The organism is Pseudomonas sp. GW821-FHT07B01, from assembly GCF_059419065.1.
Map to the genome: position 1 here is coordinate 80620 of NZ_JBWKRA010000022.1, position 20949 is coordinate 101568.

Below are 20949 nucleotides of genomic sequence, written 5' to 3' on the forward strand. Positions count from 1 at the left end.
TTGAGCATGCATCATACCCAAGCCCTGTGCCGGTTCCTGGCCGAGCTGACGTACTCACAATTGCCCGAGCCCGTGCTGGCGCGCACCGAAGAGCTGTACCTGGATTGGCTCGCATCAGCCTTGGCCAGCCAAGGCGCGCACCCGATCCCCTTGTTTGAACGCTACGCGCAGAAGATGGGCCCGAGCAGCGGCCCGGCCCAGATGATCGTCAACGGCACCGGCACCAGCGCGTATTTCGCCGCACTGGTCAACGCCGCCTCCTCACACCTGGTGGAGCAGGATGACCTGCACAACAGTTCCGTGCTGCACCCGGCCACCGTGGTGTTTCCCGCCGCGTTGGCGGCTGCCCAGGACCTCGGCAAGTCTGGCCGTGAACTGTTGCTGGCCTCGGTGGCCGGCTACGAGGCGGGGATTCGCATCGGTGAGTTCATGGGCCGCTCGCACTACCGCATCTTCCACACCACGGCCACGGTCGGCACCCTGGCGGCGGCGGTCGCGGTGGGCAAGTTGCTCGATTTCAACGAAGAACAATTCATCAACCTGCTCGGCAGCGCCGGCACCCAGGCTGCCGGGCTGTGGGAGTTTCTGCGCGATGCCGCCGACTCCAAGCAACTGCACACGGCCAAAGCGGCGGCGGACGGCTTGCTGGCGGCTTACCTTACGGCCGATGGGCTGACCGGCGCGCGCAATATCCTTGAAGGTGAGCAAGGTTTGGCGGCCGGTATGTCCAGTGATGCCCAACCGGGCAAATTGTCTTCCGAGCTGGGCAGCCGTTGGGCGCTGGTGGAAACCTCGTTCAAATTCCACGCCTCCTGTCGCCACACCCATCCTGCTGCCGATGCGCTGCTGGACGTGATGCAGCGTGAAGGCCTGAGCGCTGCGCAGATTTCCCAGGTGCAAACCCACGTGCACCAAGGCGCCATTGACGTACTCGGCCGAGTGACGGTGCCGGCCACCGTGCACCAGGCCAAATTTTCCATGGGCACGGTGCTTGGGCTGATCGCTGTGCATGGCAAAGCCGGTTTGCCTGAATTCCATGAGCTGGCGTTGACCGATCCTGCGGTCGCGGCGTTTCGCGACAAGGTCTGCATGAGCCTGGACCCCGAAGTCGACAACGCCTACCCGCAACGCTGGCTGGGCCGCGTTACCGTCACCACCACCGATGGCCGCACGCTGCACGGTGCCATTGATGAACCCAAGGGCGACCCGGGCAACACCCTGAGCCGTGCCGAGCTGGCGGACAAGTTCCAGCGCCTGGCCCACTTCAGCGGCGCCCGCACCCCGGCCCAGGCCAGAGGCCTGATCGAGCAGGTGTGGAACCTGCGCACTACCGCGTCCATGGCCCATTGGCTTTGAGGGATTTGTCATGACTGAACAACGACCGCTGGACGGCATCACCGTCGTCAGCCTGGAACACGCGATTGCCGCGCCATTTTGCACGCGCCAGCTGGCCGACCTCGGTGCCCGGGTCATCAAGGTAGAGCGCCCCGGCACCGGCGACTTCGCCCGTGGCTATGACGAGCGGGTGCGTGGCCTGGCGTCGCATTTCGTCTGGACCAACCGCTCCAAGGAAAGCCTGACCCTGGACCTCAAGCAGGACGAGGCGGGCGCTATTCTGGATGCGCTTTTGGCCGATGCCGATGTGTTGGTGCAGAACCTTGCCCCCGGCGCGGCAGCGCGCATGGGCTTATCGTTCGAGACGCTGCACGTGCGCTTTCCACGCCTGATCGTCTGCGATATTTCCGGCTACGGTGAAGGCGGGCCCTACGAGAAAAAGAAAGCCTACGACCTGCTGATCCAGAGCGAGGGCGGCTTTCTCTCGGTGACCGGTGGCCCAGGTGAAGAGCAGATGGCCAAGGCCGGTTGCTCCATCGCGGATATCTCCGCCGGGATGTACGCCTACAGCGGCATTCTGTCGGCGCTGCTGCTGCGCGGCAAAACCGGCCAGGGCAGCCGCATTGATGTGAGCATGCTCGAAAGCCTGGTGGAGTGGATGGGCTATCCGATGTACTACGCCTTCGACGGCGCGCCGCCGCCACCGCGTGCGGGTGCCGCGCATTCGACGATTTACCCCTACGGGCCGTTTCCCACCGGGGGCGGCGGCACGGTGATGCTCGGCTTGCAGAACGAGCGCGAATGGGCGGCGTTCTGCGACAAAGTGCTGCTCACCCCGGCGCTGGCCATGGACGAACGCTTCAGCGCCAATTTCAAGCGCTCGGCCAACCGCGAGGTGCTGCGCCAGATCATCGTGGAGCGCTTTGCCCAACTGGACGTCGAGGCGGTGATCCAGCGCCTGGAAGACGCGCAAATTGCCAGCGCCCGGGTCAACGATATGCAAGGCGTGTGGGACCACCCGCAACTCAAGGCCCGCGACAGCTGGCGCGACGTCGACAGCCCGGCGGGGCCGTTGCCGTCGCTGCTGCCACCGGCCCGTAACGCTGCGTTTACCCCGCGCATGGACGGCGTTCCAGCGCTGGGGCAACACAGCCAAGGCATCCTCGACCAGTTGGGTTACTCCGTTGAGGCCATTAACCACCTGCGCGAGCGCGGCGTTATCTAATCAGGAATCAAGTGATGCCAAAGCCTTTAGTACGTTCTGCGCTGTTTGTGCCGGGCAGCCGCCCGGAGCGGTTTGCCAAGGCCCTGGCCAGCGGCGCCGACGCAGTGATTGTGGATTTTGAAGACGCGGTGGAAGAGCCGCTCAAACGTCAGGCCCGGGATAATCTGGGCGCGTTCCTGCACGCCCATCCTGAGGCCCAGGTGTGGGTGCGCATCAACGCGCCGCAACATGCCGAGCATTTTGAGGACGTGGCGTTCTGCAAGGCCCATGCAAATGTCGCCGGGGTATTGCTGCCCAAGGTCGAAAGCGCGGCCCAGGTGGCGGTGGTGGCCGCGACCGGCAAGGCTATCTGGCCGATTATCGAAAGCGCACGCGGTTTGCTGGCACTGGCGCAGATTGCCCAGGCGCCCCAGGTGGAGCGCCTGTCGTTCGGTGGCTTGGACCTGGCGCTGGACCTGAACCTGAGCAGTCACTCCCGTGCCGCCGAATTGGCCCTCGACCAGGCGCGCCTGGCGTTGATCGTGCATTCGCGCGCCGCGGGCCTGGCGGCGCCGCTGGACGGCGTGCACCCGGCCATCGACGACCCAGAAGGCCTGCACCGTTCGATCCGGCACGCCTATGAGATGGGTTTTGCCGGGGCGTTGTGCATTCATCCCAAGCAAGTCGCGGTGATCCATGCCGCGCTGGCGCCGAGCGCTGAAGAGCTGGCCTGGGCCAGGCGGGTGGTGGAGGCGGGCGCCCATGGGGCAGGGGCTTATCAGATTGATGGGCAGATGGTGGATGCGCCGGTGTTGCTGCGCGCTCAAAGGCTGCTGGCCGCGCAACTGTAACTGACAAAACCGGGAACAAAGTGTGGGAGCTGGCTTGCCTGCGATAGCGGCAGGACAGTCAATGTCTGTGTTGCCTGACACACCGCTATCGCAGGCAAGCCAGCTCCCACACTGGGCGCGTTCGGCCAGGCCGAACGCAGGTATCTAAAATTCGAAATTCACGACACGCGTTACATCAGGCACCTTGCCTTAAACACAACAATAAGAAGGTGATTCCCATGCTCAAGCTTTCCCGGGCGCTGCTGTGCGCCGCCACCTTGTTTACCGCTGGCCTGGCCCAGGCGGCAGACCCGATTGTGATCAAGTTCGCCCACGTGGTGGCCGAAAACACCCCCAAAGGCCAGGGCGCGCTGCTGTTCAAAAAACTTGCTGAAGAGCGCCTGCCCGGCAAGGTCAAGGTCGAGGTGTACCCGAACTCGTCGCTGTTTGGCGATGGCAAAGAAATGGAAGCATTGCTGCTGGGTGACGTGCAAATGCTGGCCCCGTCCCTGGCCAAATTCGAGCACTACACCAAGCAAGTGCAGATCTACGACTTGCCGTTCCTGTTCAACGACTTGGCCGCCGTCGACCGTTTCCAGGCGGCCCAGGGCAAGCAACTGCTGACCTCGATGCAGGATAAAAACATCCTCGGCCTGGCCTATTGGCACAACGGCCTCAAACAACTCTCTGCCAACAAGGCCCTGCATGAACCCAAGGACGCCCGTGGCCTGAAGTTCCGCGTGCAAGCTTCCAGTGTGCTCGAAGAACAGTTCAAGGCGATCCGCGCCAACCCGCGCAAAATGAGCTTTGCCGAGGTTTACCAGGGCCTGCAGACCGGTACCGTGAATGGCACCGAGAACACTTGGTCGAACTATGAAAGCCAGAAGGTCAATGAAGTGCAGAAGTACTTCACCGAGTCCAACCATGGCCTGATCGACTACATGGTGATCACCAACGCGAAGTTCTGGAATGGCCTGGCGCCGGATGTGCGCAGCACCCTGGAACAGATCATGGCCGAGGTCACCGTGGAGGTGAACAAGCAGGCCGAAGCGCTGAACCAGTCGGCCAAGCAGAAGATCATCGACGCCAAGACCAGCGAAATCATCGAACTGACCCCCGAGCAACGTGCGCTGTGGCGCGAAGCCATGCGCCCGGTGTGGCAGAAGTTCGAAGGCGAGATTGGGGCAGACCTGATCAAGGCGGCGGACGCTTCCAACCAGTAATCCCCTGTGGGAGCGGGCTTGCCCGCGACTGATCGTTCCCACGCTCAGCGTGGTAATGCATCTCGTGACGCTCCGCGTCGCCTTACGCACAGCGTGATACAGGACGTGGAACGTCCGGGGCGGCATTACCACGCGGAGCGTGGGAACGATCTAGCAGGTTGACCTGGCTTTTACCTATCTCTGCCTCGCGAGGTTTTGCCATGCAAACGCTAAGGCGCGTCTGGGAGCACCTGGAGGAAGGCTTTATCGCTTTCCTGCTGGCCGCCATGACCCTGGTGACATTCGTCTACGTCATGCTCAACAACGTCTACACCCTGTTCTTTGCCCTGGCCGACAAATGGGCCTGGAGCAGCCCCTTCTTCAATGCCCTGGGCGACGGCAGCATGACCTGGGCCCAAGAGATGACCTGGAGTGTGGCGCTGACCAAGGCCATGTTCGGCTGGTTGATTTTCTTCGGCATTTCCTACGGCGTGCGCACCGCTGGCCACCTGGGTGTGGACGCGCTGGTGCGGCTGACCCGGCGCCCGGTGCAGCGTCTGCTCGGCATGCTCGCCTGCCTGTGCTGCCTGGCCTATGCCGGGCTGTTCATGGTGGCCAGCTACAAGTGGGTAAGTGCGGTGATGACCGCGCATATCGGCGCCGAAGACCTCGACCAGTTCGGCATCGATGTCGGCGACATCGTGGTGATCGTGCCCATTGGCTTTGCGTTGGTATTGATCCGCTACCTGGAAATTTTCTACCGCATCTTTACCCACCGCCAGGTCGGGTTGGGGTTGGCCGACGAGGCCGGTGAGGCCAGCAAGTTGGCCGGCAGCCATGAGGAGCGTCACTGATGGCCGTGCTCTGTCTGTTTTTGCTGTTGTTCGTGTTCATGTTCCTGGGCGTGCCGATTGCGATTGCCCTGGGGCTGTCCGGTGCGGTGTCGATTTTGATGTTCAGCCAGGACTCGGTGAGTTCCCTGGCGATCAAACTGTTTGAAACCAGCGATGCCTACACCTTCCTGGCGATTCCGTTTTTCCTGTTGTCCGGTGCCTTCATGACCACCGGCGGCGTGGCCCAGCGGCTGATCGACTTTGCCAACGCCTGTGTCGGGCATATCCGCGGTGGCCTGGCGATTGCCGCAGTGCTGGCGTGCATGCTGTTTGCAGCGCTGTCCGGGTCGTCACCGGCCACGGTGGCAGCGGTGGGTTCGATTGCCGTGGCGGGCATGGTGCGCTCCGGTTATCCGAAGGAATTTGGTGCGGGCATCATCTGCAATGCCGGGACCTTGGGCATTCTGATTCCGCCGTCGATCGTGATGGTGGTGTATTCGGCGGCGACCGAAACCTCGGTGGGCAAGTTGTTCATGGCCGGGGTGATTCCGGGCTTGTTGCTGGGCCTGATGTTGATGGTCGCGATCTATATCGTCGCCCGCATCAAGAAGCTGCCGGCGCAACCCCGGGCGACATTCCGTGAGTGGCTGAGCTGTGCACGCCGGGCATTCTGGGGCCTGTTGCTGCTGGTGATCATCCTCGGCGGCATTTACAGCGGCATGTTCACCCCGACCGAAGCGGCGGCAGTGGCGGCCGTGTATTCAGCATTCGTCGCGCTGTTCGTCTACAAGGACATGAAGCTGTGCGACTGCCCCAAGGTGCTGCTGGAGTCGGGGCGCTTGTCGATCATGCTGATGTTCATCATCGCCAACGCCATGCTGTTTGCCCACGTGCTGACCACCGAACAGATCCCCCAGCAAATTACCGCGTGGGTAATCTCGGAAGGGCTGACGCCGATTGGCTTTTTGATCATGGTCAACGTGGTGCTGCTGATTGCCGGCAGCTTTATGGAGCCTTCGGCCATTGTGCTGATCCTGGCGCCGATCTTTTTCCCGATTGCGATGAAGCTGGGCATTGATCCGATTCACCTGGGGATTGTGATGGTGGTGAACATGGAAATCGGCCTGGTGCACCCGCCGGTGGGGCTGAACCTGTTCGTGACCTCGGCGGTGACCGGGCTGACATTGGGGCAGACTATTCGCGCGGCGATGCCGTGGCTGATGATTTTGCTGGTGTTCCTGATCATGGTGACGTACTTGCCGTTCATTTTCCTCGCGCTGCCGCAGTGGCTCGGAATGTAGGGTGGGAGGGGGCTTGCCCCGATGGCGGTGGGTCAGACACTTCCTCATCGGGGCATAGGTATCTACATAACTCAGGGACGACGCAGGCCCTGTGGCGAGGGAGCTTGCTCCCGTGACTACCCGACGGCGGACGCTGATCTAACTGACGCGCCGCGATCCAAATGTGGGAGCTGGCTTGCCTGCGATGGCGGCCTTATTGGTCCATCGCACTCAAGATCGCGTGCGCTACTTTCACCCGTTCGGCATTCGGGTAGTTCCGGTTCGCCAGAATCACCACCCCCATGTCCTTGCTTGGCACGTACGCCACGTACGCACCAAAGCCGCCAGTGGACCCGGTTTTGTTGTACAGCACATTGGCAGGCTGCGGCTGGACGGGTTTGAGCCAGGTGACCTTGTGCGGCTCCATCGCCATCGGTGTGGAGTTGCCGTCCAGCAACGCTTGCAGGCTGATGGGGTAGGGGTAGCGTTCCCAGCCCAGGCCCTGGGTCATGCCGTTGACGGTGTAGTAGCCGGCGTGAGTGGTGGCAATGGCCTGTTGCACCGGTTGTTCCAGGGTTTGCGGATGCATGTTCGCGATCACGTAGCGGGCCAGGTCTTGGCTGCTGCTCTTGATGCCATAGGCTTCGAAGTCCAGGGCGCCGGGGTTGACCCGTACCGGTTTCTGCTGGCTGTCATAGCCCTGGGCGGATTGGCCGGCCTTGTCGGCGGGGACGCGAGTATAGGTATTGGTCAAGCCCAGCTTGGGCAGCAGGGTTTTTTCCATGGCGACGGTGAACGGCTGGCCCAGGCTTTTTGCGGTCACGTAACCGAACAGGCCAATGCTGGGGTTGGAGTAAAGGCGTTGTTCCCCCGGCGCATAAGTGGGTTTCCAATGCTGGAAGTAATCCATCATGGTGGTTGCACTGTCGGCGGCATCTGGAAACTGCAGCGTCAGGCCGCCGGCGGTGTAAGTGGCCAGTTGCAGCAGGCTGATGCGATCGAACGCGCTGCCAGCCAGGACGGGCAGATGTTGGCTGGTCATGTCCGACAGCTTGAGCTTGCCGATGGCCTGGGCATACCCGCCTAGGGTGGCGTTGAAGGTTTTGCTCACTGAGCCGATTTCGAACAGGGTGTTTTCGGTGACAGGTGCCTGGGTGTCTTTGGCGGCGACGCCGTAGTTAAAGTATTGCACCTCGCCGTGTTGGACGACCGCGACCGTCAGGCCCGGGATGCCTTGCTGTTTCATCAGAGGGGTGACGTGGCTGTCCACGACCTGGCGCATATCGGTGGCGGCCATGCAGCTGCCAGCGCCGAGCAACAAAGCTGAAACCGCATATTTTTTCAGGGTGTGTTTCATGGTTCGCTTCCATGTAAATAAGGCAATGACGATCGGAACCTGCGCAGGCGTGGCAAATGTAGGTGGATTTCCGGGCGCCGGCAAACGATGATATCTCGCACCTGCCATTAGAAAAATTTGGGTCAAGCCATGTTGCGTTCCCACCTGCCGCTCAATGCGTTGCGCGCTTTCGAAGCGTCGGCGCGCCATTTGAGCTTTACCCGTGCGGCCATTGAGCTGTGCGTGACCCAGGCGGCGGTCAGTCATCAGGTCAAAAGTCTCGAAGCGCAACTCAACGTCACGCTGTTCAAGCGCCTGCCACGGGGCTTGATGCTCACCAGTGAAGGTGAATCCCTGCTGCCTGTGCTGCGTGACGCCTTCGACCGTATTGCCCTGACCTTGGATCAGTTTGAAGGCGGCCATTACCGTGAAGTCCTGACGGTAGGGGCGGTCGGTACCTTTGCGGTGGGCTGGTTGTTGCCACGCCTGGCGGATTTTCACAGCCGCTACCCGTTGATCGACTTGCGCTTGTCCACCCACAACAATCGCGTGGATGTCGCCGCCGAGGGCCTGGATTATGCCATCCGCTTTGGCGCCGGCGCGTGGCACGGCACCGACGCCTGCCCCTTGCTTGAGGCACCGCTGACGGTGTTGTGCGTGCCGCAGATTGCCGAACAACTGCACAGCCCGGCTGACGTGCTGAAGCACACCTTGCTGCGTTCCTACCGTGCCGATGAGTGGAACCTGTGGTTCCAGGCCGCTGGTTTGCCCAGCGATACACGGATGCCGCGCAGCGTGGTGTTCGACTCTTCGCTGGCGATGATGGAGGCCGCGCTGCAAGGGACTGGCGTAGCACTGGCGCCAGCCCTGATGTTTTCACGGCAATTGGAGAACGATGTGATCCGCCAGCCGTTCGAGGTGGGGATCACCACCGGCAGCTATTGGTTGACGCGCTTGCAGTCGCGGGCTGAGACACCCGCGATGTTGGCGTTCAAAGGGTGGTTGCAGGCAAGTGTTGCCTGAGGTGAAGCCGATCAGTCTAGCGAACGCAATGCCCAAAGCAACGAAGATCAAAGGTGGGAGCTGGCTTGCCTGCGATAGCGGTCGTGCAGTAACAGGTGCAGCGACTGACATACTGCATTCGCGGGCAAGCCCGCTCCCACAGTCAGCGCTTGGCTAGGCGAGGTATCGGCGGAACCATCCCAAGGTGCGTTCCCAGGCAAGGTTCGCCGCTGCTTCGTCATAGCGCGGTGTCGAGTCATTATGAAAACCGTGATTGGCGCCCTTGTAGATAAACGCCTCATACCTCTTCCCCGCGGCCTTCAATGCCTGCTCATACGCCGGCCAGCCTTCATTGATGCGTGTATCCAGCTCACCGAAATGCAACATGATCGGCGCCTTGATACGCGGCACGTCCTTGGCGTCGGGTTGGCGCCCGTAGAACGACACTGCCGCGCCCAGTTCCGGGTAGGCCACCGCCGCTGCATTGGTCACGCCACCGCCGTAACAGAACCCGGTGATGCCGACTTTGCCCGTGCTGCTGTCGTGCTGCATCAGCCACTCGATGGCGGCGAAGAAGTCGTTCATCAGTTTGGTCGGGTCGACGGTCTGCTGCAGGGCGACGCCTTTTTCATCATTGCCAGGGTAGCCGCCCACCGAGGTCAGGCCGTCCGGGGCCAGGGCGATAAAGCCGGCCTTGGCCAGGCGTCGGGCGACGTCTTCGATATAGGGGTTCAGGCCCCGGTTTTCATGCACCACCACCACGGCTGGCAGCTTGCCTGCCGCCTTGGCTGGGCGCACCAGATAGCCGCGCACGGTGCCGTTGCCTTTGGGCGAGGGGTAGGTGATGTAGTCGGCGACGATATCCGGGTCGGTGAATTTCACCTGTTCGGCCAGGGCGTAATTGGGGCTCAGGGCCGCGAGCAATGCCGAAGCGGTGAGGCCACCGAGGGTGAACAGCGCGGCGCGGTCGAGAAATTCGCGGCGGTTGATCTTGCCGTGGGCATAGCCGTCGTAGAGTTCCAGCAGTTCGGGAGCAAAGTCTTTCGCGGTCAGACGAGTCATCGGTGCAGTCCTCGATTAGCGGTTGCCGTCACTGTAGACCAGGATCAAACCGCACGGCCATGGGCAGCAGCGGCCAGTTGCCCGGTGTCGACGCGCACGAACACCGAGTCGCCGACGGCGGTGAGCACGCTGCCTGCATACACTTCGCAGATCACCCGGCTTTTGCGACCGATTTCGCCTTCGACCCGCGCCCGCAGGACCAGGGGCACGCCCATGGGCGTGGGCTTGATGAATTTGATCCCCAGGTTGCCGGTGACGCAGTCGATGCGCGGCAGGCTGCCGGGTTCACGCTGTTCGGCGCGGTAGTGGTAGGCCATGGCGGTCCAGTTGGAATGGCAGTCCACCAGCATGGCGATCAGGCCACCGTAGACCAGGTCTGGCCAGCCGCTGTATTTGGCCTCGGGTTGGTGCTCGGCAATGACGTGCACGCCATCGTCATCCCAGCGGCTCTTGATGTGCAGGCCATGAGGGTTGCTGCTGCCGCAGCCGTAACAGATGCCTTCCGGCGCCGTGGTGTCCTGGAGAGAAACGCTGTGCATGCAGAGTCCTTGTTGTTTGGGCGACGCTTCTATTTAGCAGGCCAGGGGTTAGCGAGCAAACTTCTTCGCCCCGGCAACGCAGCCGATCACCGCCACCGTCACCAGCACCATGCCCAGGCTGACCTGTTCATGCAGCAAACCCGCCGCCAGCGCCAGGCCGAAGAACGGTTGCAGCAACTGCAACTGGCCGACCGCGGCAATCCCGCCCTGGGCCAGGCCGCGGTACCAGAATACAAAGCCGATCAACATGCTGAACAACGCCACATAGCCCAGGCTCAACCACGCCGGCAGGCTGATACCGCTGAGGGTGGACGGCGCCAGCAGCAGGCTCAAGGGCGCCACCACCGGCAGCGACACCACCAGCGCCCAGCAGATCACCTGCCAGCCGCCCAGGCTGCGCGACAGCTTGGCGCCTTCGGCATACCCCAGGCCGCATGCCAGCACGGCCAACAGCATCAACACATCGCCCGCGGGTGCGGCGCTCAAGCCTTGGGCAACGGCATATCCCATCACCAACAGGCTGCCCAGGATCGAAAACAACCAGAACACCGGCCTCGGCCGTTCACCGCCGCGCAGCATACCGAACACCGCCGTAGCCAGTGGCAGCAGGCCGATAAAGACGATGGAGTGGGCCGAGGTCACGTACTGCAGGGCCAGGGCCGTCAGCAGTGGAAAGCCGATCACCACGCCAAGCGCGACGATAACCAGCGGTGCCCATTGCTGGCGCGTGGGGCGTTTTTCCTTGAATACCCCCAATAGGCACAACCCCAGTAGCGCCGCGAGGGTAGCGCGGATCATGGTCAGGAACACCGGATCGAATTCCATCACCGCCAGGCGCGTGGCTGGCAGCGAGCCGCTGAAAATCACCACGCCGATAAAACCGTTGATCCAACCCTGGGTGCTGCTGTCCAGAGTGCCGAGAGGAGAAGTGCGTTCCATGGGGGACCTGTCCGAAAATGGCAGTTGCGTGCTGGGCATCCTAGGATTGAAGATTAAGACAATCAAAAAATTGTCATGGATACATCCCTATGCCCCGTGCTCGCTACAAGACGCTGGTCGATACCTTCGCCGAGGCCATCCGCAGCGGCCAATTGCAGCCCGGCACGCGGTTACCTACCCATCGGCGATTGGCCGCCGAGCATGGCCTGGCGCTGGTCACTGCCAGCCGGGTGTACAGCGAGCTGGAAGCCATGGGCCTGGTCAGTGGAGAAACCGGGCGCGGCACCTTTGTGCGTGAGATTGCCTTGCCACCGGGGCAGGGCAGCGGGCAGATGACGGTTGCGGCGGGTTTGCTGGACCTGAATTTCAACTATCCGTCTTTGCCGGGTCAGGCCGAGCTGCTGCGCACGGCGTTGCGCCAACTCGCCCTGTCCGGCGATCTGGAGGCGTTGCTGCGTTATCAGCCCCATGCCGGACGTGTGCACGAGCGCGCCGCCGTGGCCCGGCACTTGTTGAACCGAGGGTTGACGGTGCAAGCCGAGCAGGTGCTGGTGGTCAGCGGCGCCCAGCATGGCCTGGCGGTGAGCATGATGACCTTGCTCAAGCCTGGGGATGTGGTCGCGGTGGATGCACTGACCTATTCGGGGTTCAAGGTGCTGGCCGAAACCCTGCACCTGGAACTGGTCGCCATCCCAGTCACAGCCAACGGCCCTGATCTTGACCACCTGCACAGCCTGTGTCGCCAGCGCCCGGTGCGAGCGGTGTACAGCATGCCGACCCTGCATAACCCGCTGGGCTGGGTGATGAGCCTGGCGCAGCGCGAGCGTTTGGTGGCAATCGCCCGGCAGCACAACCTGATGATCATCGAGGATGGCGCCTATGCGTTTCTCGCCGAAAAAGCGCCGCCGCCCTTGGCGACCCTCGCACCCGAGCGCACGGTGTACATCGGCGGGCTGTCCAAGAGTGTCGCCACCGGTTTACGCGTGGGCTTTATCGCTGCGCCTATGGCTTGGGTGAGCGGCTTGGAACGCACGATCATGGCCACTACCTGGAACGTGCCGGGGGTGATGAGCGCGATTGCGGTGGGCTGGCTCGAGGACGGCACGGTGGCGCAGTTGGAGGCGCAAAAGCGTGCGGATGCCCAGGCCCGTCAGGCGTTGGCAGCACAGGTGCTGGGCGGTGTGAAGACCATCAGCCACCCGTCCTCCTACTTTCTGTGGCTACTGTTGGCGGAAGACGCCCGCGCCGATCAGGTCGCCATGACCTTGCAGCGCGCAGGCATCTCGGTTTCAACCGCCGAACCGTTCGCGGTCTCGGCCCAGGTGCCCCACGCGCTGCGCCTGGCCCTGGGTTCGGTGCCCATGGCGGCGTTGCGTGAGGCGCTGGTGAAGGTGCGCAAGGTGGTGGCGTGGTGAGCGATCTTCAGTACTTGTAAGCCTGGCGACCAATCAGCAGCCATTTGCCATGCTGTTTTTGCCAGACCTGGAAGTTGTCGATATCGGTTGGTGTGTCCACACCGCTGTTCACTGCCAAGGCGTGGAAGTGGTTGCGCACCAGAGCGGTATCGCCGTTGAGGGTGATGGTCTGGTTTTGCATCTCCAGGGTTTTGAATGCGCTGGTATGGGTTTCCAGGTCGGCAATGAATTGCGCCTTGTTTTGCACCTTGCCGCTGGAATGGCCGTAGGTGAGCTTGTCGGACGTCAGTGCATGAAGCTGCTTGAGGTCCAGATGCAGCATGGCTTGGGTCAATTGATCGACTGCCTGGGCTACATCCTTCTCGGCGGCGCCGGGCGCGGCGGCGACGTAGCCGGAGAAGAGGCACAGAAATCCGATCAGCACTTTGAAGTTGGACATGGGTGTTTCCTTATTGTTGTTAAGAAATACGACGAGGTATGTCGTCGTACAACCATGCAATATTCTCAAGGCGGAAGGAAAGTGAAATTTTGCAGAAGCTTGAGGTGAGTAGGCGCTAGAGTGTTCATCACCATCCGCGCAGCCGAGGTACATCATGGATTTTGACTGGCACAGCGACGTCATCACCCGCGCTACACCCCTCACCCCTAGCTATAAAAACACCCAGAACGTGCGCCGCTTTATGCTTGAGCAGTGTGGCCCGGCGTTCAAGTTCAACCGTCCATTCATGGCGTGGATTCGTAACGGTACACCCAAGACTTTGGGGGATGTGGTGGAGGAGTGGCAGCGTCGCAACGAGGTGCTTCGGTCCTCGCACCACGGTGTTTGAACTGAAATATGAACAAAAAGTGTGGGAGCGGGCTTGCTGTGGCGAGGGAGCTTGCTCCCGCTCGACAGCGCAGCTGGAGCCGGCTTTTTTGGGGCGCTACGCACCCCAGCGCAAGCAAGCTTGCTCGCCACAGCAAGCCCGCATTTGAATGAGGAGCCCAGCTAGATAGCCGCCAGCGGTGGCGTACGCGGCGGGATCATCCGTTTGCTGCCGGTGGCTTCGAACGCCGAGGCAAAGCGCAACAGCGCCGAATCGTCATAGGCACGCCCGGCGAAGGTCAGCCCCACCGGCATGCCAATGTCCGCCATCACGCCCATCGGCACGGTGACGGTGGGCACGCCCAGGTGGCGGATGGCGAGGTTGCCGTTGGCCACCCACACGCCGTTGCTCCAGGCAATGTCGGCAGACGCTTCGTTCACATCGGCATCCGCCGGGCCTACGTCGGCCACGGTGGGGAACAGCACGGCGTCCAGCCCGAGGGTGTCCATCCAGTCTTCCAGGTCCAGGCGCCGGGTTTGCTCCAAGCCGCGCAGGCCGTCGGGCACGGTGCTGATCTGGTCCCATGGCGTGATGCCGCGTTGGGCCATGCGCACGTATTCGTCCATGCCGGCGGCCAGGTCGTCTTCACGGTTGGGCAGGGTGCCGGGGTCGTGGGGGAAGATGCTCGGCCCGTCCACATCGGCCAGGCGGTTCAGGTGCGGGTCGCCGTTGGCGCGCAGGAAGTCATCGAAGGCCCAAGCAGACAGTTCCCACAGTTCGTCGTGGAGGAACTCTTTAGAGACCAGGCCACGGGTAAACACCGTCGGTGCGCCGGGGCGGTCGCCTTCGCAGTTGGACACCAGCGGGAAATCCACTTCGATCACTTCGGCACCCGCCGCTTCCAATGCCTGGCGCGCGGCTTGCCACAGTTCGATCACCGTGGCGCGGGTGTGGATCTTTTGTCCGGTCGGGCCGCCGATACCCGGTTTTTCGCTGGTGCCAGCCTCCGGGTCGGCGTTGATGTACATGCGCGGCACGCCAAAGCGCTTGCCGGCCAGGCTTTCGCTGTTGACTGCCAGCGCCGCGTAGGACACCGGGCGCACCGAGGTGACGCTGGGGATCGGCACCCAGGGTTGCAGGCGCCACAGGTCACCACGTGTGTCCGGGTCTTCGGCCACCACGACGTCGAGCACTTCCAGCAGGTCGGCCATGGTGCGTGCATAAGGCACCACCACGTCCATGGTCGGGGTCAGTGGCCAGTTGCCGCGCACCGAAATCACGCCACGGGACGGCGTGTAGGCACACAAGCCATTATTGGAGGCCGGGCCGCGACCGCTGGACCAGGTTTCTTCAGCCAGCCCGAACGCGGCAAAGCTGGCGGCGGTGGCGGTACCAGCGCCGTTGGAGGAACCCGACGCAAACGGCGCGGTGAGGTAGTCGGCGTTGTAGGGGCTTTCGGCGCGACCGTACACGCCACGCTGCATACCGCCATTGGCCATCGGCGGCATGTTGGTCTTGCCCAGGCAGATAGCGCCACCGGCACGCAGACGCTCAATGGTGAAGGCATCGCGCTGGGCCACCAGCTTGGCAAACGCCGGGCTGCCGGATGCAGCCGTCAAGCCCTTGACCAGGTAACTGTCCTTGGCCGTGTAGGGGATACCATCCAGCGGCCCCAGGGTTTGCCCCTTGGCGCGGCGCGCATCGGACGCCTGGGCTTCTTTGAGCGCATCGGGGTTGCGTACCACCACGGCGTTCAGCGCGGTGGCCGTCTGCGGGCCATCGTAGGCATCGATCCGCGCCAGGTACGCCTGCACCAGTTCGACCGCCGTGGTCTGGCCGGCTTCAAGCGCAGCGCGCAATTGGGCAATGGAGACTTCAGTAACTTGCATCACGTTTTTTTCGCCGCCTTCAAGTGGGGGTATGGCGGCAGTCTACGTACAGATATTTCACAAAACCAGCGCGGCCTACTTCGCGTAGGCGGCGGGAACGACATCCCCGCGCAAGGCGTCAGCAACATTGCGAGTGGCCGCCCTTTATCGCTAAGGTGGCCGCGTTGATTAACGTTGCACTTCAAGGAAGAGACCATGCAAAAACCTTATATCGCCCTGGCGGCCTTGCTGGGATTCACCGTCTATACCGTGGCGACCATGCTCACGGCCGAGCAGTCACTGTTGGCATTTGGATGGGAACTGATGTCCAGACCCGATACGGCACAGGTGGTGATTGACCTGTATCTGATGGCGGTGCTGGCGTGTGTGTGGATGTACCGGGATGCGCGTGGGCGAGGGCGGTCGATGGCCTCAGTGCTGCCGTATTTTTTACTGACGGCAGTGTTTGTGTCGGTAGGGCCTTTGCTCTATATCGTGGTTAATGGATTTTCTCGCCGGGCCATGAAGTGAGGCTTGTTGCTCCCGTGACGACCTGCCAGCGACGCTGATCTACCTGACGCACGACGTCCAAAGTGGGAGCTGGCTTGCTCGCGAAGGCGGCCTGGCAGTCAACACAGTTGGATTGTGGACGTATCCATAGCAGATCAAGAGCGGCTCTCTTCGCATCGTGGTTACCGTTGAGCGCTACGGAATTGTGTCGATACCTAGGGTCATCGCAGGCAAGCCACCCACATCTGGATCGTGGGGGTGTCAGGTAGATAGGCTTCGGCTAGCAGGCCGCCATCGCAGGCAAGCCAGCTCCCACATTTGGATCTAGTGGTGTCAGATAAATATGCGTCGGCTGGCAGGCCGTCACGGGAGCAAGCTCCCTCGCCACAGGTCCCGCGTCGCCCCAAAGTTGTAGATAACTACGGCTATGGGGCGACGTGATCGATCAAACGCCTTTGGTCGACGGCAACAGTACCGTGAGGATGCCCACCAGCGGCAGGAACGAACACAGCTTGTACACGTATTCGATGCCGTGATGGTCAGCGAGCATCCCGAGCAGCGCCGCGCCGATCCCGCTGAAGCCGAACATCAGGCCGAAGAATATCCCGGCGATCATGCCCACATTGCCCGGCACCAGTTCCTGGGCAAACACCACGATGGCCGAGAACGCCGAGGCGATGATAAAGCCGATGACCACGCTGAGTACGGCGGTCCAGAACAGGTCGACGTAGGGCAGGGCCAGGGTGAACGGTGCGGCGCCGAGGATCGAGAACCAGATGACTTTCTTGCGGCCGATCTTGTCGCCGATCGGGCCGCCGGCGAAGGTGCCCACGGCCACTGCGCCGAGGAACAGGAACAGGTACATCTGCGAGCTGGCTACCGACAGCTGGAATTTCTCGATCAGGTAGAACGTGAAGTAACTGGTCAGGCTGGTCATGTACCAGTATTTGGAAAACACCAGCACAGCCAATACCACCAGGGCGAAGGTCACGCGGCCTTTGGACAAACCGTGGGTTGCCTGGCTGCCTTGCTTGAGCTTGAACAGGTTGAGGTGGTGGCGGTACCAGCGGCTCAAGCCGTACAGCACCAGGATGGCGAACACCGCAAACAGGCCGAACCAGGCAATGTGGCTTTGGCCGTAGGGAATGATGATCGCCGCCGCCAGCAGCGGGCCGAAAGCGCTGCCGGTGTTGCCGCCGACCTGGAAGGTCGATTGCGCCAGGCCGTAGCGCCCACCGGAAGCCAGGCGTGCGACGCGGGAGGTTTCCGGGTGGAAGGTCGATGAGCCCACACCCACCAGCGCCGCCGCGAGCAATATCGCCGGGAAGTTGCCGACAAAGGCCAGCATCAGGATGCCGATCAAGGTGCACACCATGCCCGCTGGTAATAACCAGGGTTTGGGGTGGCGGTCGGTGTGGTAGCCGATCCACGGTTGCAGCAGCGAGGCGGTCAACTGGAAGGTCAGGGTGATCAGGCCGACCTGGGTGAAGCTCAGGCCGTAGTTGGCCTTGAGCATCGGGTAGATCGATGGCAGCACAGCCTGGATCAAGTCATTGATCAGGTGCGCGAGGGCACAGGCGCCCAGGACGCGCATGACTAAGGGGCTTACTTGCGGGCTGGTCGAAGGTGCGGCGGGTGACGCTGTGACTGTGGACATGCGGGCATTCCGTACAAGGCAGCTGACAGGCGTGGAGGCGGGCGGCGGTGATGTGAACCGCCACTCCATCTGGACTCGGCGTTTATGCTAGATTCGGCGCCAATGCCTGTCTCGCGCAATTCGGGCAGAAACCATCGCAAAAAGGGCGAAATGATCAAATTACTGGATAAATTTCTGCGAGAAATCGACGAGGGCGACTGGGCCGTCATCAGCTCGGCCACCGATTACCCCGAAAACTGGGTGATCCCCGAACACAGCCACAACAAGCACCAACTGCTGTACGCCATTGGCGGTGTGATGGTGGTGTACTCGGCCCTGAGGCAATGGACGGTGCCGCCCAATCGTGGCTTCTGGATGCCTTGCGGTCAAGTTCACTCACTGCGTTGCGTGGGTACGCTGAAGATGCGCAGCGTGTTCGTGCGCCCGGACAGCTTCCCCAACTTGCCGGCCGAGCCCAAGACGGTGACGGTTTCGCCGCTGCTGAGTGAACTGATCAAGGCCTCGGTGAGCTTGAAACCGCCGTATGCCGAGGATTCACGCGACGCGCGGATCATGCACCTGATTCTTGACGAACTGGCCATTCTCCCGGCCTTGCCGCTGTCGCTGCCCCAGCCTGCCGACCCGCGCCTGAGCCCGATCTGCCTGGCGTTGCAGGATGAACCGAGTGATGCCTCCACCGTCGCCGACTGGAGTGCGCGGTTGGGATTGGACCAGACCACCATCCAGCGCCTGTTCCGTAAGGAAACCGGCATGACCTTCGGCCAATGGCGCCAGCAGGCGCGGTTGCTGCTGGCGCTGGAGCGCATTGCGGTGGGGGAGAAGATCATTGATGTGGCGTTTGAATTGGGCTACGAAAGCCCCAGCGCTTTTACCAGCATGTTCAAGAAACAGTTTGGCAAAACGCCGAGTCATTTTTTCAAATAGCGTCGCTCGCCATGCGCGCGTGAGCAGGGCGCCGGGATGCCAGGTAAGCCAGCAGTGTGGCGACTACCAGCAAGGCGGCGCTCAACTCGAAGGTGGCCTGATAACCGCTCAAGTCGAATGCCACACCACCGACGGTGGCACCGGCGGCAATCGCCAACTGGATGATGGCGACCATCAACCCCCCGCCGGCCTCAGCGTCGTCGGGCAAGGTGCGCGCCAGCCATGTCCACCAGCCAACCGGTGCAGCTGTCGCTACCAGGCCCCAGCAGCCCAACAGCAGAGTGGTGACAATCGCTGAACCGCCGAACCCCACCAGCGCAAGGGCAATGCCGGCCATGATCAACGGAATGGCAATCAGCGTCGGGTACAGGTGACGCTTGAGCAAATGCTCAATCAACACCGTACCCGCCAGGCCGGCCAGGCCGAGCACCAGCAGCATCAATGACAGGATGGACACCTCGACCCGGGTCACGCCTTCCAGGAATGGCCGCAAGTAAGTGAACAGCATGAATTGGCCCATGAAGAACAGGCTGACGGCGCACATGCCCACGGCCACCTTGGAGTTTTTCAGCAGGCGCAGCGCATTGCCGGTGTTCGCTGCGCCGCTGTGCTTGAGCGCAGGCAAGCTCAGCCACAGCCAGGCCAGCGCAATCACGGCGACCGGCACCACGCAAAAAAATGCGCCGCGCCAGCCAATCAGGCCGCCAAGAAAGCTGCCCAGCGGCGCCGCGATCACCGTCGCCAGGGCGTTGCCACCGTTGACGATGGCCAAGGCCCTTGGCACTTGGGCGGGCTCGACCAGGCGCATTGCCGTGGCCGCCGACAGCGACCAGAAACCGCCAATCGCCACCCCAATCAATGCGCGCCCGAACATGAACACCGCGTAATTCGGTGCGAACGCCACCACGCTGCCAGAGACGATCATCAGCAGGGTCAGGGCCATCAGCAGGCGCTTGCGATCCATCCTCGCGGCAACCGCCGCGATCACCAGGCTGGTGAGCAAGGCAAACACCCCGGACACGGAAATGCCCTGGCCGGCCTGGCCTTCAGTGATGTGCAAGTCAGCGGCCAGCGGCGTCAACAGGCTGACCGGCATGAACTCGGAGGCGACCAAGGCAAACGCCGCGAGCGACATCGCCAGCACCGCGCCCCAGCGTTGCGGTTGAGGGGTAACGGAACTCACTGCAAGTGGCTCTGGAAGAAGGTGGTGAGCGTGTCAAACGGGATCAGTTCGACGCGGTCGTACAGGTCTACATGGCCGGCGTTGGGGATGATCAGCAATTGCTTGGGCTCGGCGGCGCGTTGATAGGCGTCTTCACTGAATTCACGGGAGTGCGCGTTGGCCCCGGTAATCAGCAGCAGTGGGCGCGGCGAGATCGTCTCGATATCGTTGAAGGGGTAGAAGTTCATGAACTTGACGTTGCTGGTCAGCGTCGGCCGGGTGGTGGTCTGCGATGAGGCGCCTGCCGGGGTGACTTCGCCGCGGGGGGTGCGGTAGAAGTCGTAGAACTCGTCGCCGACCGGGTCGCCGGTAAGGCTCTGCGGCGTGCCACCGGTGTAGAGGGTCTCGCCGCCTTGGAACTCTACATAGCGCTGGTTGGCGGCCTGGCGCAGGATCTGCTGGCGCTGTTGCAAGGTCATGCCGTGCTTGAGGCCATTGCGGTTGGCCGCGCCCATGTCGTACATGCTGACGGTGGCGATTGCCTTGAGACGCGGATCGATCTTCGCAGCACTGATCACAAAACTGCCGCTGCCACAAATACCGATGGCACCGATGCGTTCCCGGTCGACCTGTGGGCGAGTGCCGAGAAAGTCCACGGCGGCGCTGAAGTCTTCCACGTAGAGGTCGGGCAACACCGCGTTGCGTGGTGTGCCAGCGCTCTGGCCCCAGAACGACAGGTCCAGGGACAGGGTCACGAAGCCCTGTTCAGCCATTTTGGTGGCGTAGAGGTTGGCGCTTTGCTCTTTGACGGCGCCCATCGGGTGGCCGACGACAAGGGCTGCGTGCTTTGAGCCTGGGGCAAGGTGCTTGGGCACGAACAGCGTGCCTGCGACCTGCATGCCGTATTGATTGTTGAAGGTGACAGGCTCGGCCGTCACTGTGTCGCTGCTGTAGAAGTTATCCGCACCGTTAGACATATCGGCTCCAAATGAAGAAAGAGAAGTCACCAACAAACCCAGGGCGAGCAAGAGGCGTTTCATAGGGG

The 20949-nt window shown here is 62.2% G+C and carries 20 protein-coding genes; 11 read left to right on the forward strand and 9 right to left on the reverse strand.

Features of this window, described 5'->3' with window-relative positions; all coding sequences use genetic code 11:
- Positions 1–6 precede the first annotated feature (6 nt).
- The 6 genes from AC07S6_RS21610 to dctM all read left to right on the forward strand — a co-directional run bounded on the left by AC07S6_RS21610 (position 7) and on the right by dctM (position 6705).
- Positions 7–1356, forward strand: a complete 1350-nt coding sequence (locus AC07S6_RS21610) for an MmgE/PrpD family protein (protein WP_495113005.1) — start codon at positions 7–9, stop codon at positions 1354–1356.
- 10 nt (positions 1357–1366) lie between these two features.
- A complete protein-coding gene (locus AC07S6_RS21615; RefSeq protein ID WP_495113006.1) occupies positions 1367–2560 on the forward strand; it encodes a CaiB/BaiF CoA transferase family protein in 1194 nt (397 codons plus the stop codon).
- 14 nt (positions 2561–2574) lie between these two features.
- The gene (locus AC07S6_RS21620) at positions 2575–3390 is read left to right on the forward strand and encodes an HpcH/HpaI aldolase/citrate lyase family protein (protein ID WP_197884185.1); all 816 of its coding nucleotides are present in this window, start codon (positions 2575–2577) and stop codon (positions 3388–3390) included.
- 218 nt (positions 3391–3608) lie between these two features.
- Positions 3609–4592 (forward strand): TRAP transporter substrate-binding protein, encoded by a 984-nt coding sequence (locus tag AC07S6_RS21625; RefSeq protein WP_495113007.1) that lies wholly within the window; start codon positions 3609–3611, stop codon positions 4590–4592.
- A gap of 200 nt (positions 4593–4792) precedes the next feature.
- Complete coding sequence (locus tag AC07S6_RS21630; RefSeq protein ID WP_495113008.1) at positions 4793–5425, forward strand: TRAP transporter small permease; 633 nt, start codon at positions 4793–4795, stop codon at positions 5423–5425.
- Positions 5425–6705 (forward strand): C4-dicarboxylate TRAP transporter large permease protein DctM, encoded by a 1281-nt coding sequence (gene dctM / locus AC07S6_RS21635; protein WP_495113009.1) that lies wholly within the window; start codon positions 5425–5427, stop codon positions 6703–6705. Before AC07S6_RS21630 ends, dctM begins: the two co-directional genes overlap by 1 nt.
- A gap of 193 nt (positions 6706–6898) precedes the next feature.
- On the opposite strand, the gene ampC is transcribed toward dctM, so the two are convergent.
- Positions 6899–8041 (reverse strand): class C beta-lactamase, encoded by a 1143-nt coding sequence (gene ampC, locus AC07S6_RS21640; RefSeq protein WP_495113010.1) that lies wholly within the window; start codon positions 8039–8041, stop codon positions 6899–6901.
- Between the two features lie 129 nt (positions 8042–8170).
- On the opposite strand from ampC, the gene AC07S6_RS21645 reads away from it, so the two are divergent.
- Positions 8171–9043 (forward strand): LysR family transcriptional regulator, encoded by an 873-nt coding sequence (locus tag AC07S6_RS21645; protein WP_223023793.1) that lies wholly within the window; start codon positions 8171–8173, stop codon positions 9041–9043.
- A gap of 153 nt (positions 9044–9196) precedes the next feature.
- On the opposite strand, the gene yghX is transcribed toward AC07S6_RS21645, so the two are convergent.
- The 3 genes from yghX to AC07S6_RS21660 are packed head-to-tail and all read right to left on the reverse strand — an operon-like array spanning position 9197 to position 11562.
- Complete coding sequence (yghX, locus tag AC07S6_RS21650) at positions 9197–10084, reverse strand: YghX family hydrolase (RefSeq protein WP_495113011.1); 888 nt, start codon at positions 10082–10084, stop codon at positions 9197–9199.
- 44 nt (positions 10085–10128) lie between these two features.
- Positions 10129–10623, reverse strand: coding sequence for a PaaI family thioesterase (locus AC07S6_RS21655; RefSeq protein WP_495113012.1), 495 nt, complete (start codon positions 10621–10623; stop codon positions 10129–10131).
- Between the two features lie 48 nt (positions 10624–10671).
- The gene (locus AC07S6_RS21660) at positions 10672–11562 is read right to left on the reverse strand and encodes a DMT family transporter (RefSeq protein WP_495113013.1); all 891 of its coding nucleotides are present in this window, start codon (positions 11560–11562) and stop codon (positions 10672–10674) included.
- Positions 11563–11651: 89 nt separating this feature from the next.
- Here AC07S6_RS21660 and AC07S6_RS21665 point away from each other — a divergent pair, with 89 nt between their 5' ends.
- On the forward strand, positions 11652–12977 hold the full coding sequence (locus AC07S6_RS21665) for an aminotransferase-like domain-containing protein (RefSeq protein WP_495113014.1): 1326 nt from the start codon (positions 11652–11654) through the stop codon (positions 12975–12977).
- Between the two features lie 7 nt (positions 12978–12984).
- Here AC07S6_RS21665 and AC07S6_RS21670 read toward each other — a convergent pair whose 3' ends face one another.
- Positions 12985–13416: a nuclear transport factor 2 family protein gene (locus AC07S6_RS21670; RefSeq protein WP_186527553.1), complete on the reverse strand. Its 432-nt coding sequence runs from the start codon at positions 13414–13416 to the stop codon at positions 12985–12987.
- 154 nt (positions 13417–13570) lie between these two features.
- Here AC07S6_RS21670 and AC07S6_RS21675 point away from each other — a divergent pair, with 154 nt between their 5' ends.
- On the forward strand, positions 13571–13804 hold the full coding sequence (locus AC07S6_RS21675) for a DUF6434 domain-containing protein (protein ID WP_060764241.1): 234 nt from the start codon (positions 13571–13573) through the stop codon (positions 13802–13804).
- Between the two features lie 161 nt (positions 13805–13965).
- On the opposite strand, the gene AC07S6_RS21680 is transcribed toward AC07S6_RS21675, so the two are convergent.
- Positions 13966–15675: an amidase gene (locus tag AC07S6_RS21680; RefSeq protein WP_495113015.1), complete on the reverse strand. Its 1710-nt coding sequence runs from the start codon at positions 15673–15675 to the stop codon at positions 13966–13968.
- A gap of 192 nt (positions 15676–15867) precedes the next feature.
- On the opposite strand from AC07S6_RS21680, the gene AC07S6_RS21685 reads away from it, so the two are divergent.
- Positions 15868–16182 carry a DUF2834 domain-containing protein gene (locus tag AC07S6_RS21685; RefSeq protein WP_014718650.1) on the forward strand — a complete coding sequence of 105 codons (315 nt, stop codon included), beginning with the start codon at positions 15868–15870 and terminating at the stop codon, positions 16180–16182.
- 424 nt (positions 16183–16606) lie between these two features.
- On the opposite strand, the gene AC07S6_RS21690 is transcribed toward AC07S6_RS21685, so the two are convergent.
- Positions 16607–17818, reverse strand: a complete 1212-nt coding sequence (locus AC07S6_RS21690) for an MFS transporter (RefSeq protein WP_003190861.1) — start codon at positions 17816–17818, stop codon at positions 16607–16609.
- A gap of 102 nt (positions 17819–17920) precedes the next feature.
- Between AC07S6_RS21690 and AC07S6_RS21695 the strand changes: the two genes are divergently transcribed.
- On the forward strand, positions 17921–18742 hold the full coding sequence (locus tag AC07S6_RS21695; RefSeq protein WP_495113023.1) for an AraC family transcriptional regulator: 822 nt from the start codon (positions 17921–17923) through the stop codon (positions 18740–18742).
- On the opposite strand, the gene AC07S6_RS21700 is transcribed toward AC07S6_RS21695, so the two are convergent.
- Both AC07S6_RS21700 and AC07S6_RS21705 read right to left on the reverse strand, forming a co-directional pair.
- Positions 18735–19925: an MFS transporter gene (locus tag AC07S6_RS21700; protein WP_495113016.1), complete on the reverse strand. Its 1191-nt coding sequence runs from the start codon at positions 19923–19925 to the stop codon at positions 18735–18737. The genes AC07S6_RS21695 and AC07S6_RS21700 overlap by 8 nt on opposite strands.
- Positions 19922–20944: an alpha/beta hydrolase gene (locus AC07S6_RS21705; protein WP_054921359.1), complete on the reverse strand. Its 1023-nt coding sequence runs from the start codon at positions 20942–20944 to the stop codon at positions 19922–19924. The genes AC07S6_RS21700 and AC07S6_RS21705 overlap by 4 nt, the downstream gene beginning before the upstream one ends.
- Between the last annotated feature and the right edge of the window lie 5 nt (positions 20945–20949).

What these genes read in the sequence shown, in the direction of transcription:
- AC07S6_RS21690 (WP_003190861.1), bottom strand. Translation starts at nt 17,818, where the DNA reads ATGTCCACAGTCACAGCGTCACCCGCCGCACCTTCGACCAGCCCGCAA.
- AC07S6_RS21660 (WP_495113013.1), bottom strand. Translation starts at nt 11,562, where the DNA reads ATGGAACGCACTTCTCCTCTCGGCACTCTGGACAGCAGCACCCAGGGT.
- AC07S6_RS21630 (WP_495113008.1), top strand. Translation starts at nt 4,793, where the DNA reads ATGCAAACGCTAAGGCGCGTCTGGGAGCACCTGGAGGAAGGCTTTATC.
- AC07S6_RS21675 (WP_060764241.1), top strand. Translation starts at nt 13,571, where the DNA reads ATGGATTTTGACTGGCACAGCGACGTCATCACCCGCGCTACACCCCTC.
- AC07S6_RS21670 (WP_186527553.1), bottom strand. Translation starts at nt 13,416, where the DNA reads ATGTCCAACTTCAAAGTGCTGATCGGATTTCTGTGCCTCTTCTCCGGC.
- AC07S6_RS21625 (WP_495113007.1), top strand. Translation starts at nt 3,609, where the DNA reads ATGCTCAAGCTTTCCCGGGCGCTGCTGTGCGCCGCCACCTTGTTTACC.
- AC07S6_RS21695 (WP_495113023.1), top strand. Translation starts at nt 17,921, where the DNA reads ATGCCTGTCTCGCGCAATTCGGGCAGAAACCATCGCAAAAAGGGCGAA.
- AC07S6_RS21610 (WP_495113005.1), top strand. Translation starts at nt 7, where the DNA reads ATGCATCATACCCAAGCCCTGTGCCGGTTCCTGGCCGAGCTGACGTAC.
- yghX (WP_495113011.1), bottom strand. Translation starts at nt 10,084, where the DNA reads ATGACTCGTCTGACCGCGAAAGACTTTGCTCCCGAACTGCTGGAACTC.
- dctM (WP_495113009.1), top strand. Translation starts at nt 5,425, where the DNA reads ATGGCCGTGCTCTGTCTGTTTTTGCTGTTGTTCGTGTTCATGTTCCTG.
- AC07S6_RS21645 (WP_223023793.1), top strand. Translation starts at nt 8,171, where the DNA reads ATGTTGCGTTCCCACCTGCCGCTCAATGCGTTGCGCGCTTTCGAAGCG.
- AC07S6_RS21685 (WP_014718650.1), top strand. Translation starts at nt 15,868, where the DNA reads ATGCAAAAACCTTATATCGCCCTGGCGGCCTTGCTGGGATTCACCGTC.
- AC07S6_RS21705 (WP_054921359.1), bottom strand. Translation starts at nt 20,944, where the DNA reads ATGAAACGCCTCTTGCTCGCCCTGGGTTTGTTGGTGACTTCTCTTTCT.
- AC07S6_RS21655 (WP_495113012.1), bottom strand. Translation starts at nt 10,623, where the DNA reads ATGCACAGCGTTTCTCTCCAGGACACCACGGCGCCGGAAGGCATCTGT.
- AC07S6_RS21620 (WP_197884185.1), top strand. Translation starts at nt 2,575, where the DNA reads ATGCCAAAGCCTTTAGTACGTTCTGCGCTGTTTGTGCCGGGCAGCCGC.
- AC07S6_RS21615 (WP_495113006.1), top strand. Translation starts at nt 1,367, where the DNA reads ATGACTGAACAACGACCGCTGGACGGCATCACCGTCGTCAGCCTGGAA.
- AC07S6_RS21665 (WP_495113014.1), top strand. Translation starts at nt 11,652, where the DNA reads ATGCCCCGTGCTCGCTACAAGACGCTGGTCGATACCTTCGCCGAGGCC.
- ampC (WP_495113010.1), bottom strand. Translation starts at nt 8,041, where the DNA reads ATGAAACACACCCTGAAAAAATATGCGGTTTCAGCTTTGTTGCTCGGC.